General features: G+C 40.6%; 17 protein-coding genes. 16 read left to right on the top strand and 1 reads right to left on the bottom strand.

Features of this window, described 5'->3' with window-relative positions; genetic code table 11:
• Positions 1-234 precede the first annotated feature (234 nt).
• The 11 genes from FNK51_RS11390 (at position 235) to rsmI (ending at position 8,000) form a co-directional block, all read left to right on the top strand.
• On the top strand, positions 235-453 hold the full coding sequence (locus tag FNK51_RS11390) for a sigma factor G inhibitor Gin (protein WP_141993387.1): 219 nt from the start codon (positions 235-237) through the stop codon (positions 451-453).
• 240 nt (positions 454-693) lie between these two features.
• Positions 694-2,142 (top strand): aminotransferase class I/II-fold pyridoxal phosphate-dependent enzyme, encoded by a 1,449-nt coding sequence (locus tag FNK51_RS11385; protein WP_141993386.1) that lies wholly within the window; start codon positions 694-696, stop codon positions 2,140-2,142.
• 39 nt (positions 2,143-2,181) lie between these two features.
• Positions 2,182-2,823: a dTMP kinase gene (gene tmk, locus FNK51_RS11380; RefSeq protein WP_098372648.1), complete on the top strand. Its 642-nt coding sequence runs from the start codon at positions 2,182-2,184 to the stop codon at positions 2,821-2,823.
• A 101-nt stretch (positions 2,824-2,924) separates the two neighbouring features.
• Positions 2,925-3,254 (top strand): cyclic-di-AMP receptor, encoded by a 330-nt coding sequence (locus tag FNK51_RS11375; protein WP_063235895.1) that lies wholly within the window; start codon positions 2,925-2,927, stop codon positions 3,252-3,254.
• Positions 3,255-3,278: 24 nt separating this feature from the next.
• Positions 3,279-3,719, top strand: a complete 441-nt coding sequence (locus tag FNK51_RS11370; RefSeq protein ID WP_141993385.1) for a DUF327 family protein — start codon at positions 3,279-3,281, stop codon at positions 3,717-3,719.
• Between the two features lie 8 nt (positions 3,720-3,727).
• Positions 3,728-4,732, top strand: a complete 1,005-nt coding sequence (gene holB, locus FNK51_RS11365) for a DNA polymerase III subunit delta' (RefSeq protein ID WP_141993384.1) — start codon at positions 3,728-3,730, stop codon at positions 4,730-4,732.
• Between the two features lies 1 nt (position 4,733).
• Positions 4,734-5,564: a PSP1 domain-containing protein gene (locus FNK51_RS11360; RefSeq protein ID WP_061440314.1), complete on the top strand. Its 831-nt coding sequence runs from the start codon at positions 4,734-4,736 to the stop codon at positions 5,562-5,564.
• Positions 5,565-5,614: 50 nt separating this feature from the next.
• Positions 5,615-5,953, top strand: a complete 339-nt coding sequence (yabA, locus tag FNK51_RS11355; RefSeq protein WP_370662572.1) for a DNA replication initiation control protein YabA — start codon at positions 5,615-5,617, stop codon at positions 5,951-5,953.
• 173 nt (positions 5,954-6,126) lie between these two features.
• Positions 6,127-6,870 carry a tRNA1(Val) (adenine(37)-N6)-methyltransferase gene (locus tag FNK51_RS11350; RefSeq protein WP_098372650.1) on the top strand — a complete coding sequence of 248 codons (744 nt, stop codon included), beginning with the start codon at positions 6,127-6,129 and terminating at the stop codon, positions 6,868-6,870.
• Positions 6,857-7,117, top strand: a complete 261-nt coding sequence (locus tag FNK51_RS11345; protein ID WP_141993383.1) for a GIY-YIG nuclease family protein — start codon at positions 6,857-6,859, stop codon at positions 7,115-7,117. The genes FNK51_RS11350 and FNK51_RS11345 overlap by 14 nt, the downstream gene beginning before the upstream one ends.
• 1 nt (position 7,118) lies before the next feature.
• Entirely contained in the window at positions 7,119-8,000 is an 882-nt protein-coding gene (rsmI, locus tag FNK51_RS11340; protein ID WP_098372651.1) for a 16S rRNA (cytidine(1402)-2'-O)-methyltransferase, read from the top strand.
• Between the two features lie 48 nt (positions 8,001-8,048).
• Here rsmI and FNK51_RS11335 read toward each other — a convergent pair whose 3' ends face one another.
• On the bottom strand, positions 8,049-8,333 hold the full coding sequence (locus FNK51_RS11335; RefSeq protein WP_048689982.1) for a transition state genes transcriptional regulator AbrB: 285 nt from the start codon (positions 8,331-8,333) through the stop codon (positions 8,049-8,051).
• Between the two features lie 632 nt (positions 8,334-8,965).
• Here FNK51_RS11335 and metG point away from each other — a divergent pair.
• From metG to rsmA, 5 genes are all read left to right on the top strand, one after another.
• Complete coding sequence (metG, locus tag FNK51_RS11330; RefSeq protein WP_141993382.1) at positions 8,966-10,927, top strand: methionine--tRNA ligase; 1,962 nt, start codon at positions 8,966-8,968, stop codon at positions 10,925-10,927.
• A 209-nt stretch (positions 10,928-11,136) separates the two neighbouring features.
• Positions 11,137-11,904 (top strand): TatD family hydrolase, encoded by a 768-nt coding sequence (locus FNK51_RS11325; protein ID WP_141993381.1) that lies wholly within the window; start codon positions 11,137-11,139, stop codon positions 11,902-11,904.
• Positions 11,905-12,183: 279 nt separating this feature from the next.
• Complete coding sequence (locus FNK51_RS11320) at positions 12,184-13,338, top strand: G5 and 3D domain-containing protein (protein WP_286178645.1); 1,155 nt, start codon at positions 12,184-12,186, stop codon at positions 13,336-13,338.
• A 249-nt stretch (positions 13,339-13,587) separates the two neighbouring features.
• Positions 13,588-14,151 (top strand): ribonuclease M5, encoded by a 564-nt coding sequence (rnmV, locus tag FNK51_RS11315; protein ID WP_096340998.1) that lies wholly within the window; start codon positions 13,588-13,590, stop codon positions 14,149-14,151.
• Entirely contained in the window at positions 14,144-15,022 is an 879-nt protein-coding gene (gene rsmA, locus FNK51_RS11310) for a 16S rRNA (adenine(1518)-N(6)/adenine(1519)-N(6))-dimethyltransferase RsmA (protein WP_098372655.1), read from the top strand. Before rnmV ends, rsmA begins: the two co-directional genes overlap by 8 nt.
• Positions 15,023-15,079: the final 57 nt, after the last annotated feature.

Here is a 15,079-nt window from a genome sequence, read left to right as displayed (position 1 = left end):
CTGTGAGAGTAGGACGCCGCCAAGCCATTTAAAAAGATCAGCCATCCGGCTGGTCTTTTTTTGCATAATGCAAAGAAAAATCATTGGATATAAAGGGATTATCAATTATGGAAACTTTTATAAAGACATACACGTATTGAAATTCTTCATCATACATTGTTAAAAGCATCCCCGGTTCTCTTAAACTATTTAAATTAATGTATGCGAACAATGGTTTTTGGGGAGAATGCAGGTATGGAGGTGGAGATGTTGGGGACAACAACAACCAAAACGACGGCAGGGGAAACGTGCGCGGTTTGTGAACAAATAAAAGGGATGGGTATACATTTATATACGACTTTTATTTGTGAGGAATGTGAAAGGGATATGATCAGGACGGATACGAACGATCCCAAGTACCAATATTACTTAAAGCAATTAAGAAAAATCACTAATCCTGAAATATTATCATGAAAAAATAGTATGTGGAGAGTTAAAGAGTCAGAGAAAAAAGAAATGATGTGTTTCTTTAATCTCTGATTCTTTTTTTTGTACTTTAGAAGAATGCTTGGCAACATGCTCCAGTATTTCTGTATGTTCCCTCTAAACAGACTGTTCGGAGACGCATAATTGCCTTTCAGCCGACGCAATATGAGATAAAATTGAACTAATTTGATAAAATGAAAAAATACTATGTTATGAGGGAAGAGAAAAATGAATCAATCACAGACACCGTTGTTCGATGCACTGAGTGCTTTTTATAAAAAAAGCCCAATATCTCTGCATGTCCCAGGGCATAAGAATGGATGGGTGTTTAATAAAAAGGGCCAAGCCTTATACAATCCCCTTCTTGGTATTGATGCCACGGAGATAAGCGGTTTAGATGACCTGCATGCTCCAGAGGGCGCCATTTTACAGTCCGAGCAACTACTCTCTGACCTATATGGGGTAAAGCGGAGTTATTTTTTGGTTAATGGTTCCACCGTAGGCAACATTGCCATGATTCTTGCTACCTGCCGGGAAGGTGATAAGGTCCTTGTCCAAAGAAACTGCCATAAATCAATTTTACATGGATTGATGTTAGCGAATGTACAACCGATCTTTTTACAACCAGCTTATTATGAGAAATGGGGCATTGCTGGCGGTGTGGGATCGGAACTAATTGAAGAAGCCTTGAGTGTACATCCAGATGTAAAAGCCATCATTGTTACCTATCCTAATTATTATGGTCTTGGTGAAGACTTGACGGAAATGGTAAGACTCGCACATCAAAAGGGGATCCCTGTGTTGGTGGACGAGGCACATGGCGCTCATTTTCAGTTAGGAAGCCCGTTTCCTAAGCCAGCAATTTTGGCAGGGGCAGATGCCGTTGTCCATTCAGCGCATAAAACACTGCCGGCTATGACGATGGGGTCATTTCTTCATGTGGATTCATCCTTAGTTGATGTCGATCAAGTATCATTCTATTTACAAATGCTTCAGTCGAGCAGTCCATCTTACCCAATTATGGGATCGCTGGACTTAGCTAGGGCCTACTTAGCCGCTTTTACATCAGAAGATAAAATATCCCTTATTGAAAAGATATCAGACTTCAGGTGGGAATTAGGTGCCCTGCAAACAGTAAGGGTGCTGGAGGCCCCACTAGGCACCTTGGCAGACCCGTTGAAAGTGGTCATTCAATCAACAAATGGTTTAAGCGGGTTTGAGTTACAGCAGCTATGTGAAGCCGAAGGCATTTTTACGGAATTGGCTGACCCTGATAATTTATTAATGATTTTACCCTTATTAAAAATGGGTACCGAATTTCCTTTTTATGAAATCGTTCAAACTATAAAAAGTGCCACTGAAGACAGAACTGGAAACAAGGAATCAAATCTTGGGGTCCTATGGCCTGATGGAAGATCAATGACAGGACTTGAAATGCCATACTCCGCCATGAAGCATAGTAAATCCAAATCTGTAACATTACAGAAAGCAGTGGGTGAGGTATCTGCCGAGATGGTCATTCCTTATCCGCCGGGCATCCCTTTAATTATGTCCGGGGAAATGATTACTCCTGAGCATATATTCAATCTGAGGAGACTGCTAGAACTGGGATCAAGGTTTCATGGAGGTTCCTCCCTCTCAAACGGAGAATTGATCGTTTATGAAAGCGGGCATTAAAATGATATACTACAAACAAAGAACCTTGGAGGTACATCGATGAAACGTGGTATTTTTATAACAATGGAAGGGCCTGAGGGTGCCGGGAAAACAACAATTACCCAAATGCTTGGCAAGGCCCTGCAACAAGAAGGCTATCAAGTCCTATTAACGCGTGAGCCGGGGGGAGTTCCCATTTCGGAGCAAATTAGGGAAGTGATCCTTAATAAAGATAATACAGCCATGGACTCGAGAACAGAGGCTTTATTATACGCAGCAGCAAGGCGTCAGCATTTAGTGGAAGTGGTCATGCCTGAGTTGGAACGAGGGGGAATTGTCCTCTGTGACCGATTCATAGATAGCTCGTTAGCCTATCAGGGTCATGCAAGGGGCTTGGATATAGAAGAAGTTTATAATATCAATAAATTCGCAATTGGAGATATGATGCCAGATGCCACGTTCTTTTTTGATATAGACCCAGAAGAGGGATTGAGACGTATCCAGTCCAATGGGGAACGGGAAGTGAACCGTCTGGATCTTGAAGCCCTCGACTTCCATAAAAAAGTTCGTGAGGGGTATCAGTTCATTATAAATAGATGGAAAGACCGTTTCATTATCGTGGATGCAGGCCGGACAATAGATGAAGTCCTTGAGGAAACGAAAGCCAGCTTGCTGAAATTTTTAGCGAAAGCAGGAAACTAAATATACAGGTTTCCATAATATTCAACCAATACTATTCCAGACAAGGACTAGTTGATATAATGGAGTTAGTAAAAATTCAGAGTAACCGGAGGATGATGAGAATGAAAATGATCATTGCTGTCGTTCAAGACAAGGATAGTCATCGCCTGCTGAATGAATTAGTGGAAAATAATTTCGGAACGACCAAGCTAGCCAGCACTGGCGGGTTTTTAAAATCAGGCAATACGACTTTTATGATTGGCACAGAGGATGAACGTGTTGACAAAGCCATCCAGATCATCAAACAGAATTGTCAGTCGCGATCCCAATTAGTATCACCGGTTTCACCGATGGGCGGGAATGCCGAGTCCTATGTACCTTACCCAGTGGAGATTCAAGTAGGCGGTGCGACCATTTTTGTTCTGCCGGTTGAAAACTTTTTACAATTTTAACGGTTAGTTTTAGGGAGGTTCATTATGAAAATCAACCATGATATCCCTATTAAGCTGGATAAATCGCGTCAGGATGCCAAGCAGTTTCAAACTGGAAATGGCAGATTTCAGCAAATGGTCCAGACACAGGATCAAAAGATGCAAATCCAAACATTAAACCGTTTGATTGGCGATATTGAAGGGGCGGGTCAGCGTTTAGTAAGGTCACGCACTTTTAGGGAATTGGCAAAATATAAAGCATTGGTGAAACGGTTTGTTAAAGAAGCGGTTGAATATGGACTGGAACTGAAGCAATCCACGAGCTGGAACGAATATGGACAGAGCAGGCCGTTGAAAACCGTGGAAACGATAGATGTAAGATTAGTTGAGTTAAGTGAGGAAATTCTTAATAAAGAGAAAAGCTCGCTTGAAATATTGGAAATGATAGGCGAGATTAAAGGTCTTCTGATTAATTTATATACTTAAGTGAGTTGATGGTTTTGGATAAAACATGGCAGGAAATGAGTCAAATTCAGCCGCAGGTAATGACGATGCTGCAAAATAGCATAACGAAGAAAAGGGTGGCTCATGCATATTTATTTGAAGGGGAAAAAGGGACAGGTAAGCAAGAGATAAGCAATGCCTTTGCCAAAAGCTTACTATGTGAAGCCCCGACAACAGGTTATGAGCCATGCGAACTTTGTCGGAATTGCAAACGGATTTCAAGTGGGAATCATCCTGATGTCCATTTGATAGAAAGAGACGGTCTCTCAATAAAGAAAGAGCAAATTAAGGGTCTTCAGGAAGAATTTTCTAAAAAAAGTGTAGAGGCGGATCGGAAGGTTTATATGATTGCCGATGCTGACAAAATGTCGGTGGGGGCAGCCAACAGTCTATTGAAATTTTTAGAAGAACCTTCGGCTGATACTGTAGCAATATTGATGACCGAACAGCTTCAGAGGATTCTGCCGACTATATTATCAAGGTGCCAAGTGATTTCGTTCAAGCCATTATCTCCTGAAAATGTGAAACGGAAGCTGATGGAACAGGATGTAGAACCACAGCTGGCTTCGGTTATTGTACACATAACACAGAATGTGGAAGCTGGAATCGGGCTTAGTCATGATGAATGGTTTGTACAAGCTCAAAAAATAGTGGTAAAATTATATGAAGTGTTAAAACTTAATTCCTTGAAGGCATTGCTGTACCTTCAGACGGATTGGTTCACACACTTTAAAGAAAGAGAACAGGTTGACAGAGGTCTTGATTTGTTACTTCTTATATATAAGGATTTATTATACATTCAGTTGGACAAAAAGGACTTCGTTGTGTTCCAAAATAAACTGAAGGAATTTGAAACTCACGCTCTTCATCTTTCCCCAAGACGCCTTGCTGAACATATGGGTTGCATTTTGGAAGCAAAAAGGAAGCTGATGTCCAACACGAATCCACAGCTGTTGATGGAACAGCTTGTGCTGAATTTGCAGGAGGGATCATGATTTGTATGATGTTGTAGGTGTCCGTTTTAAAAAGGCGGGCAAAATATACTACTTCGATCCGGGTGAATTCGCTATTCCTAAGGACGATTTTGTAATAGTGGAGACTGTCCGCGGTGTTGAATTCGGTAAAGTCGTTACAGCCCGAAAACAAGTAGATGAAAACGATGTTGTCCTGCCATTGAAAAAAGTACTTCGGGTCGCTGATGCAAAGGATAAGCTGATTGTAGACGAGAACAAGGCGGCTGCAGAAGAGGCTTACTCTATATGTTGTCAAAAGGTTGTGGAGCATAAGCTGGATATGAAGCTTGTTGATGTGTCATATACTTTCGACAGAAATAAAGTCGTGTTTTATTTTACAGCGGATGGTCGCGTGGATTTCCGTGATTTAGTCAAAGATTTAGCTGCCATATTCAGAACTCGCATAGAACTGCGCCAAATTGGGGTAAGGGATGAGGCAAAGATGCTTGGTGGCATCGGGCCTTGTGGCAGAATGCTTTGCTGCTCCACATTTCTTGGGGATTTTGAACCGGTTTCCATCAAAATGGCGAAGGATCAGAATTTATCATTAAACCCTACAAAAATCTCAGGTTTATGCGGTCGATTGATGTGCTGTCTGAAATATGAAAATGATGAGTATGAAAGTGCGAAGGAAATGCTTCCTGATTTAGGTGAAATGATTAATACGCCTGGTGGCAAAGGCAAGGTAGTGGGGCTTAATATTCTAGAACGCGTACTTCAGATTGAACTAATCGAGCAAGAAAGAGTATTAGAGTATACTCTAGATGAGATTCTAAAAGAGGGAGCCGTTTCTATTCAAGCCACAGATTATTAAGGTGGTGGGAGAGCGTGGATAAGAAAGATATTTTTGAGTCGGTGACCAATATGGAAACCCAGATAGGCCAATTATATAAGCAGCTTGGAGAATTGAAGCAGAACTTAGCTGAAATCCTTGAGGAAAATCAGTCGCTCAAGCTGGAGAAAGAGCATTTGCGCCATCGGTTGGGCCTTGTGGAAGTCGAAAGTGCGCCTGCTGCAGTAAAGGTCAAACAAAAAGTGAAAAACCGTACCGCAAGTACGGACAAGGTTATGGATATCGGGGAAGGCTATGATAATTTAGCCCGTATCTATCAAGAAGGCTTTCATATTTGTAATCTGCATTTTGGCAGTTTACGAAAAGAAGGGGATTGCCTGTTCTGTTTATCTTTTTTAAACAAGAAGTGATAAAGGAATAATATAAAAGATGTTTCTTTTACGTGATAGATAGACCGTTTACAATATATAGTGATTCGGGGTCTGACGCATACTATGAGTCAGACCCCTTTTTGTACGATAGTAATGTAGAAGCATGGTCCCTAAACATGCTTTTTCGATACATGATTAGGAGGGTAACAGCAATGGTAGAACTTAAAGGCGATGAGCGCCTGGATTATCTATTGGCTGAGAATTTAAGGATCATCCAGAGCCCATCGGTGTTCTCTTTTTCATTAGATGCCGTTTTATTATCAAGGTTCGTAAATGTACCGATCCAAAAAGGGAAAATCGTAGATCTTTGCTCAGGTAATGGGGTCGTACCTTTGCTGCTGAGTACAAGAACGAAAGGAACAATTACCGGTGTTGAAATTCAAGAGCGGTTATATGACATGGCCCAGAGGAGCATGGACTATAATGGCGTATCCTCCCAAATCGAGATGATTCATGGGGATATAAAGGAAATTCCAAAACAGATGGGGTATAGCAAATATGATGTCGTTACTTGCAATCCACCCTATTTCCCGACGCCATCGATCGAGGAAATTAACAAGAATGAGCACTTTGCAATTGCCCGACATGAAATAATGTGTAATCTTGAGGACGTCATGCGTGTTTCAAGCCAGTTGCTGCGTCAAGGTGGGAAGGCTGCATTCGTTCATAGACCGGGCCGTCTGATGGATATCCTGCATTTCATGAGGATGTACAGAATTGAACCGAAGCGACTGCAATTCGTTTATCCTAAGAGTTCAAAAGAAGCGAATACGATTCTTATAGAAGGGATAAAGGACGGCAACCCTGATTTGAAGATTCTTCCTCCACTTGTTGTATATAATGATCAGAATGAGTATAATCCGGAAATCAGAAGGATTCTATATGGAGAGGAATAAGCATTATTTTTATGTTTTGAAATGCAGGGACGGCAGCTATTATGCCGGATATACAAATAATTTGCACCGTAGGGTTGATGCTCATAATAATGGCAGGGGTGCAAAGTATACACGAGGCCGGACCCCGGTTGAACTGATTTATCATGAAATATTCGAAACACGGACATTGGCCATGCAGGCTGAATATAAATTTAAGCAATTAACAAGAAAACAAAAGCAAAAGTGGATGGCAAAGGAGGATACATGATATGTGGCAGCAAAAGAGTTTTGAAAAAGAAGGATTGGAGCCAGCTCTATATCTGGTTCCTACACCAATAGGAAACCTTGAGGATATGAGTTTCCGGGCTTTAAGAATCTTAAAGGAAGCGGATGTCATTGCTGCTGAGGACACGCGAAATACGAAGAAGTTATGCAACTACTTTGAAATTTCGACACCTATCGTCAGTTACCATGAACATAATAAGGAATATAGCGGGAAGCAAATGCTAGAGAGGCTTCGATCTGGAGAGGTCATCGCATTGGTGAGTGATGCTGGCTTGCCGACGATATCCGACCCGGGATATGAACTGGTCAAAGATGCCATTGCCGAACAGTTTAAAGTCATCCCGTTGCCGGGGGCAAATGCTGCATTAACTGCATTGATCGCATCTGGACTGATTCCGCAGCCTTTTTACTTTTATGGCTTTCTACAACGGGGAGCAAAAGAAAAAAAGCAGGAGCTGGAAAAATTAAAAAAAATGGAATCGACTTGGATCGTTTATGAATCGCCACATCGATTGAAAGAAACATTGAAACATATGCATGAAATTTTAGGTGACCGCCGTATAGTATTATGCCGCGAATTAACCAAGAAATTCGAAGAGTTCATTCGAGGGACTGTGAGTGAAGCATTGACGTGGGCGATGGAATCTGAAATTCGCGGTGAGTTCTGTTTAATAATTGAAGGTGGGCAATGGTCGGAAGAGGAACCTGAAGAAGCTTGGTGGATGGCCCTTGATATCGTCGGTCATGTTAATCATTATATAGAAACCAAGCAGTTCACTTCAAAGGATGCAATCAAGCAGGTCGCAAAAGATCGCAATATGCAAAAACGTGATGTATATCAAGCGTATCACATTGATATACAATAATAATAAACATAAAAAAAAACTTCCGATGATCGGAAGTTTTTTTATCATTTATTTAGAAGCAGTGAAGTTTTGTTGAATTTCTTGAATAAGTAATTCTGCACCTTCACGACTAAGGATCAATTTACCATTAGCAAGTGTAAGGTTGTTATCGGAAACTTCACCTGTAACTTGGCAAGTCATGTTTGGTTTGTATTTTTTCAAGATGATGCGCTCATCATCAACATAGATTTCAAGAGCGTCTTTCTCAGCGATACCCAATGTACGACGAAGTTCGATTGGAATAACCACCCGGCCTAACTCATCAACTTTACGAACAATACCTGTAGATTTCATTTTAAAAATTCTCCTCTCAGTTACAATCTAGTACCCTATTTCTATTTTTTTCGCCATTATTCGACAAATTTTTTTATAAATTTATAATACCAGCCATTCCCAAATTCGTCAATGATTTATTTTCATTTTTTTGTAAGAAATAGCATGCCTCTTTTCGTGTAACAAAAAGGCTTTTAAAGAGGAAAAATCGGTTATATCTTTAAAAGTGAAGAAATAGCAGGATACAAAGAACTACTCACTTCACCACATTTCGACAAAGTATGCATATAAAAAACACACTTCACTATTATATGATTAAATATAATTTAGTTTCAAAACAAAAGTTCTGAATTAAGGATAATTTTCTGGAAAAGTTTACGAATATGTGAGTTGTTGCACAAAAAAAGAAATTTAGGTATATTTTGTTGAGGTAAGAGGTAATGCTGTCATAAGGGAAGTTCACTTCCAGTACCCTTATTGTTAAAATGAGATTTACTTATATTTTTTTATTCTATTAACATGATGATTAGATTAGTGATTATTGTCGCGCAGAATTGTATATAGCGTTAAAATAGAGATAATAGCTTAAAATATATTCTTATAGCTTGGGCCAGTCCTATAGCCGGTTTTTCAAATGATGAGGAGGGAACGAAGTGCAAGATAAATTAAAAACATTCTATATCACGACACCCATATATTATCCGAGTGGTAATTTACATATAGGGCACGCGTATACGACAGTGGCAGGGGATGCCATGGCTCGTTATAAAAGGATGCGTGGCTTCGATGTCATGTATTTAACAGGAACTGATGAACATGGTCAAAAAATCCAGCGTAAAGCGGCTGAGGAAGGAGTCACTCCTCAGCAATATGTAGATAATATCGTATCGGGGATTAAAGAGCTCTGGGAAAAGCTTGATATTTCATATGATGATTTCATCAGGACGACGGATGATCGCCATAAAGAGGTCGTAGCCAAGATTTTCAAAAGGCTATTGGACCAGGGTGATATATATTTGGACCAATATGAAGGATTATATTGTACACCATGCGAATCTTTCTTCACGGAACGTCAGGTGGAAGAAAGTAATGGAAATTGTCCTGATTGCGGCAGGCCTGTTGAAAAGGTGAAAGAGGAATCTTATTTCTTTAAGATGAGTAAATATGCGGATCGGTTACTGAAATTTTATGAGGAGAACCCGGATTTCATTCAACCGGAATCGCGCAAAAACGAAATGATCAATAACTTCATCAAGCCTGGATTGGAAGACCTGGCCGTTTCCCGTACTACTTTCGATTGGGGCATCAAGGTGCCGGGAGATCCAAAGCATGTTATTTATGTATGGATTGATGCATTGACCAATTATATAACGGCATTAGGGTATGGAACGGATAATGATTCTAAATACTTGAATTATTGGCCTGCCGATGTACATCTGGTCGGAAAGGAAATCGTTCGTTTCCATACAATATATTGGCCGATCATGTTAATGGCCCTTGACGTGCCGCTTCCAAAGAAAGTCTTTGCCCACGGATGGCTTCTCATGAAAGATGGTAAAATGTCCAAATCAAAAGGGAATGTAGTAGATCCCGTTACATTGATTGATCGTTACGGTTTGGATTCTTTACGCTACTACTTATTGCGTGAAGTACCATTTGGTTCAGATGGAGTATTTACACCGGAAGGGTTTGTGGAACGGATCAATTTTGACCTGGCAAATGATTTAGGGAATTTATTAAATCGAACAGTTGCAATGGTCAATAAGTATTTTGATGGTGTGATTCCAAATTACGGAGGATCCAATGGCGAATTCGAAAAGGCTTTGCTTGAAATGAACCAAGATACGGTAGGTAAGTATGAGGAAGCAATGGAAAACATGGAATTTTCAGTTGCACTAACATCCATTTGGCAACTCGTGAGCAGAACTAATAAATTCATTGATGAGACCCAGCCATGGACTCTTGCTAAAGATGAATCAAGGAAGGAAGACCTTGCTAGTGTCATGGTTCATTTGGCGGAATCATTACGCAGGACGGCAATCCTTTTGAAACCGTTCTTGACGCAAACACCGGAAAAAATCTTTGCTCAGCTTAGCATCAAAGATGATGTGTTAAAATCCTGGGACAGTTTAGCGGAATTCGGTCAAATTCCTGCTGAAACAAAAGTCTTGAAGGGAGAGCCGATCTTCCCTCGTCTGGATATGGAAGAGGAAGTTTTATATATTAAAGATCAAATGCAGGGCGGCGCCCCCAAGGCCGAGGAAAAAGTGGAAGAGACGATTCCCGAAGTTGATGAAATCACTATTGATGACTTTACAAAAGTGGAGCTTCGTGTTGCTCAGGTCATGGAAGTTGAGCCTGTTAAGAAGGCGGATAAGCTTCTTAAACTTCAGCTTGATTTGGGTTATGAGAAACGCCAAGTCGTATCAGGCATTGCACAGCACTATAAACCTGAAGATTTAGTAGGCAAAAAAGTGATATGCGTAACAAATTTGAAACCTGTTAAACTTCGTGGCGAGCTCTCTCAAGGAATGATTTTGGCGGGAAGCCAGGATGGAGTGCTCTCAGTCGCTACAATAGATTCATCGATTCCTAATGGTTCAAAGGTGAAATAAACCGATGAAAACATAAAGGTGTTTCATATGAAACATTTTTATGTTTTTTTCTTTATGCTTTTGGAAAAAGTAATTTAAAACAGGTTTAGTTTTTTGTTCTGCATTTATTTGTTGGGCATATAGGATCCTTTGTAATCTTTTTGTTACCTAAATGTGAAACATAAAACTTTCATTTTTTTATAAAATAGTGCTAGAAAGGAAGAAAAATAATGTTATTTGATACACACGTACATGTTAATGCGGAACAATTCGACGAGGATCTCGAAGACGTAATAGACAGAGCTAAGGAAGCAGGAGTCAATAATATGGTAGTCGTTGGTTTTGACCGGCCTACTATTATAAGGGCAATGGAATTAATAGAAGCTTATGATTTCATGTATGCCGCGGTCGGATGGCATCCTGTGGATGCTATAGATATGACAGAAGAGGACTTACAATGGATCGAGGAATTATCCAATCATCCAAAGGTTGTGGCCATTGGTGAGATGGGCCTGGATTATCATTGGGATAAATCGCCGAAAGATGTTCAAATGGAGGTGTTCAGGAAGCAAATCCGATTGGCAAAAAAGGTGGGTCTGCCCATTATCATCCATAATCGGGAAGCGACCGCGGATATCGTGAACATCCTCAAGGAAGAAGAGGCATCAAGGGTTGGGGGCATCATGCATTGCTTTAGCGGAAGTGCAGAAACGGCTTTGGAATGCATCAATATGAACTTTTATATTTCATTGGGTGGCCCTGTGACCTTCAAGAATGCAAAAAAACCAAAGGAAGTGGCAGCCGCCGTACCATTAGACCGTTTACTGATAGAGACCGATTGTCCATACTTGGCTCCCCATCCTTATAGAGGAAAGCGTAATGAACCTTCGTATGTGAAGCTTGTTGCTGAACAAATTGCAGAAATCAAACAACTCACATTAGAAGAAGTTTCCCAGGCAACAACGGAAAATGCCAAGAAATTATTCGGCATTAACTGACATTTTTTTTTACAATATCCCCCGGGGTTCACTAGCTAAAATTGAATTTTTTTAAGGTTTCTACAAATTTCACTCCAACTATAGGCTTATTATGTCGAGAAGTCACCCTTTCCTTTTCAATATGAAATATGCATAATAGGTAGTAATTTCCTGAATGAGAAGTGAATGGGTTGACAGCTTGATAACTAAGTCTATATAATCACCGGGAGGAAGGAGGAGTTTTTCATTCTATTAAAAACTATGAAAAACCTTATTCCCAAACCTTTTGGGAAGAAGAGAATGGCAATTGCCATTTGCAGTGCTATTCTTGTTTCTACAGCATTGGGAATACTGATATATCAAGGAACAAAGGATACAGTAACAATTATGCTAGACGGAAAAAAAGAGGTAGTGCGTACACACGCGGCTACTGTAAATGATATGTTGGAAGATTTAGAGATTACCGTTAAAGCTGCAGACTATGTCCACCCATCTAGAGCCACCGAGGTTGATGATGATTTAGAGGTGGTTTGGAAGCCTGCACAAAAAATCGTCATGGTACAGGATGGTAAGACGAAGGATGTTTGGTCTACCGCCGATACGGTAGACGAACTTTTAAAAGACCAAAATCTTAGTGTGAAGGAACAGGATAAGATCACCCCTTCGAAAAATACGAAGCTGAAAGCGAATATGGAAGTTGCCATAGACAAAGCCTTTTCACTGAAATTAGTGGTAGGTGGAGACGAAAAGCAGGTATGGTCAACTTCGACTACTGTCGCTGACTTTTTAAAGCAACAAGGAGTAAAACTCAATGATTTGGATCGAGTTGAGCCAGAATTAACCGAAAAAGTTGAAGCTGAGAATACGGTAAACGTAGTTCGAATTGAAAAAGTCACCGATGTAGTGGAAGAACCAGTTGACTTTGCTGTCATAACTAAAAAAGATGACTCTTTATCAAAAGGGAAAGAGAAAATTGTCAAAGAAGGAAAAGACGGACTCATTTCCAAGGAATATGAAGTTATTAAAGAAAATGGCAAAGAGGTTAAAAGAGAATTACTTTCAGAAAAAGTAGTTAATAAAAAGCAGGATAAAGTTGTAACGGTCGGAACCCGAACGACGGTTGCCCAGGCATCACGCGGAGTAACTAACGTTAGTTCCTCAAGTGGAAAAGAAATATACGTATCATCAACAGCTTATACTGCCAGTTGTAAGGGCTGTTCCGGTGTCACGTCCACAGGCGTGGATCTAAAGAGTAATCCGGGTGCGAAAATCATCGCTGTCGATCCAAACCTAATTCCTATGGGCTCTAAAGTATATGTGGATGGCTATGGCTATGCAGTGGCTGCTGACAAAGGCGGAGCAATAAAGGGAAATAGGATTGACGTCTTCTTTTCCTCAAAAAATGATGCCTATCGCTGGGGTGTAAAGAGGGTAAAGGTTCGTGTATTGGACTAATAAGGTTTCTCTCGCAGGAGATGAATTCGTCTCCTGTTTTTTGCGTTTTATTTTCTGTTTGTTGAAAAACCCTATGTAAAACTGTTTTAATAAGATAGACGTCTCACTATTCCATAAGATTTAATATATGCGTGTGAACTTCATAAATGATCTTGACTGGATTCTCTATCCAGAAAATTTTACGGGGGACCGGTTACGTTTATCCAAGAGCTAATCAAAGCGCTTGCGCTTTTCTGTATGGAGGAAACCATGAAAAAGATTAAAGAAATTATTGTTGTAGAAGGAAAAGACGATACGGTAGCGATAAAAAGGGCTGTTAATGCTGATACAATAGAAACCAACGGTTCCGCGGTGAATGAGTCTTGTATTGAGCAGGTGAGGCTTGCCCAAAAGACACGTGGAGCCATCATTTTCACAGACCCTGATTTTCCTGGTCAAAAAATCAGGAATATAATTTCTGAACAAGTAAAAGGCTGTAAACACGCCTTTTTAACGAAGAAAGAAGCCCTTCCTAAGTCAGGTAGAGGAATTGGTGTGGAACACGCTTCTCCTGAGGCAATTCGTAATGCTTTAAAGGACGCCCAATTAATGGATGAAGAGGCTTCAGAAGAGATTTCACAGCAGGATTTAATAGATGCAGGTTTAATCGGGGGATCCGGTGCCAAGGAACGAAGGGAAAAACTTGGATCTATTTTAAAAATCGGGTTTACCAATGGTAAACAGTTATATAAGAGACTAAAAATGTTCCAAATATCAACTGAGGCTTTTGAGAAAGCGATGGTACAGATAATTCAGGAGGAAAAAAATGAATAAGGATATTGCAACCCCTGTCAGAACGAAAGAAATATTAAAGAAATATGGATTCTCCTTTAAAAAGAGCTTAGGCCAGAACTTTTTAATCGATACGAATATCTTGAAACGTATTGTCGAACATGCCAATTTGACAGAGGAAAGCGGCGCCATCGAAATTGGGCCGGGAATCGGGGCATTGACGGAACAACTAGCGAAAAGCAGCAAAAAGGTTGCGGCCTTTGAGATTGATCAGCGTCTGCTGCCCATCTTATCGGATACACTCTCTCCCTATAGCAATGTAAACATCATTCACGGGGATGTTCTCAAGGCTGATGTCAAGAAGGTCATCGAGGAGGAATTTGCTGGCTTTTCGGACCTGATGGTTGTTGCAAATCTGCCATACTATGTCACGACTCCCATCATTTTAAAGCTATTGTCCGAGGACCTGCCGATTAGAGGCATCGTGTGCATGCTGCAAAAGGAAGTAGCCGATCGAATTGCCGCAAAACCTGGGACAAAGGAATACGGTTCTTTATCCATTGCCATTCAATATTATACTGAAGCCGAAACAGTGATGATAGTACCCAAAACGGTATTCATGCCTCAGCCTAATGTTGATTCAGCTGTAATCCGCCTTACAAAGCGCGTGAAGCCGATCGTCGAGGTAATGGATGAGGATTTCTTATTCACTGTGACCCGGGCGAGCTTTGCACAGCGTCGGAAAACGATTCTAAATAACTTAACCAGTCAGCTGCCAGATGGTAAATCGAAAAAAGAACTTATACTTGCTGCTCTCGAAGCCGCGGAAGTGGATCCTTCCAGACGGGGGGAAACACTGAGCATCAAAGAATTTGGCCGCTTAAGTGATGCATTATTGCCGAATTTCAAATAAAGGGAAATGTGAAGGATTCAAGTCGGAATGGGGTCAATCCCAACTTCCGGCTTTTTT

The sequence above is a fragment of the Bacillus sp. B4EP4a genome (assembly GCF_006680105.1).
Classification (GTDB): Bacteria; Bacillota; Bacilli; order Bacillales; family DSM-1321; genus Peribacillus; species Peribacillus simplex_E.
This window is presented reverse-complemented; position numbering and strand designations above follow the sequence as displayed.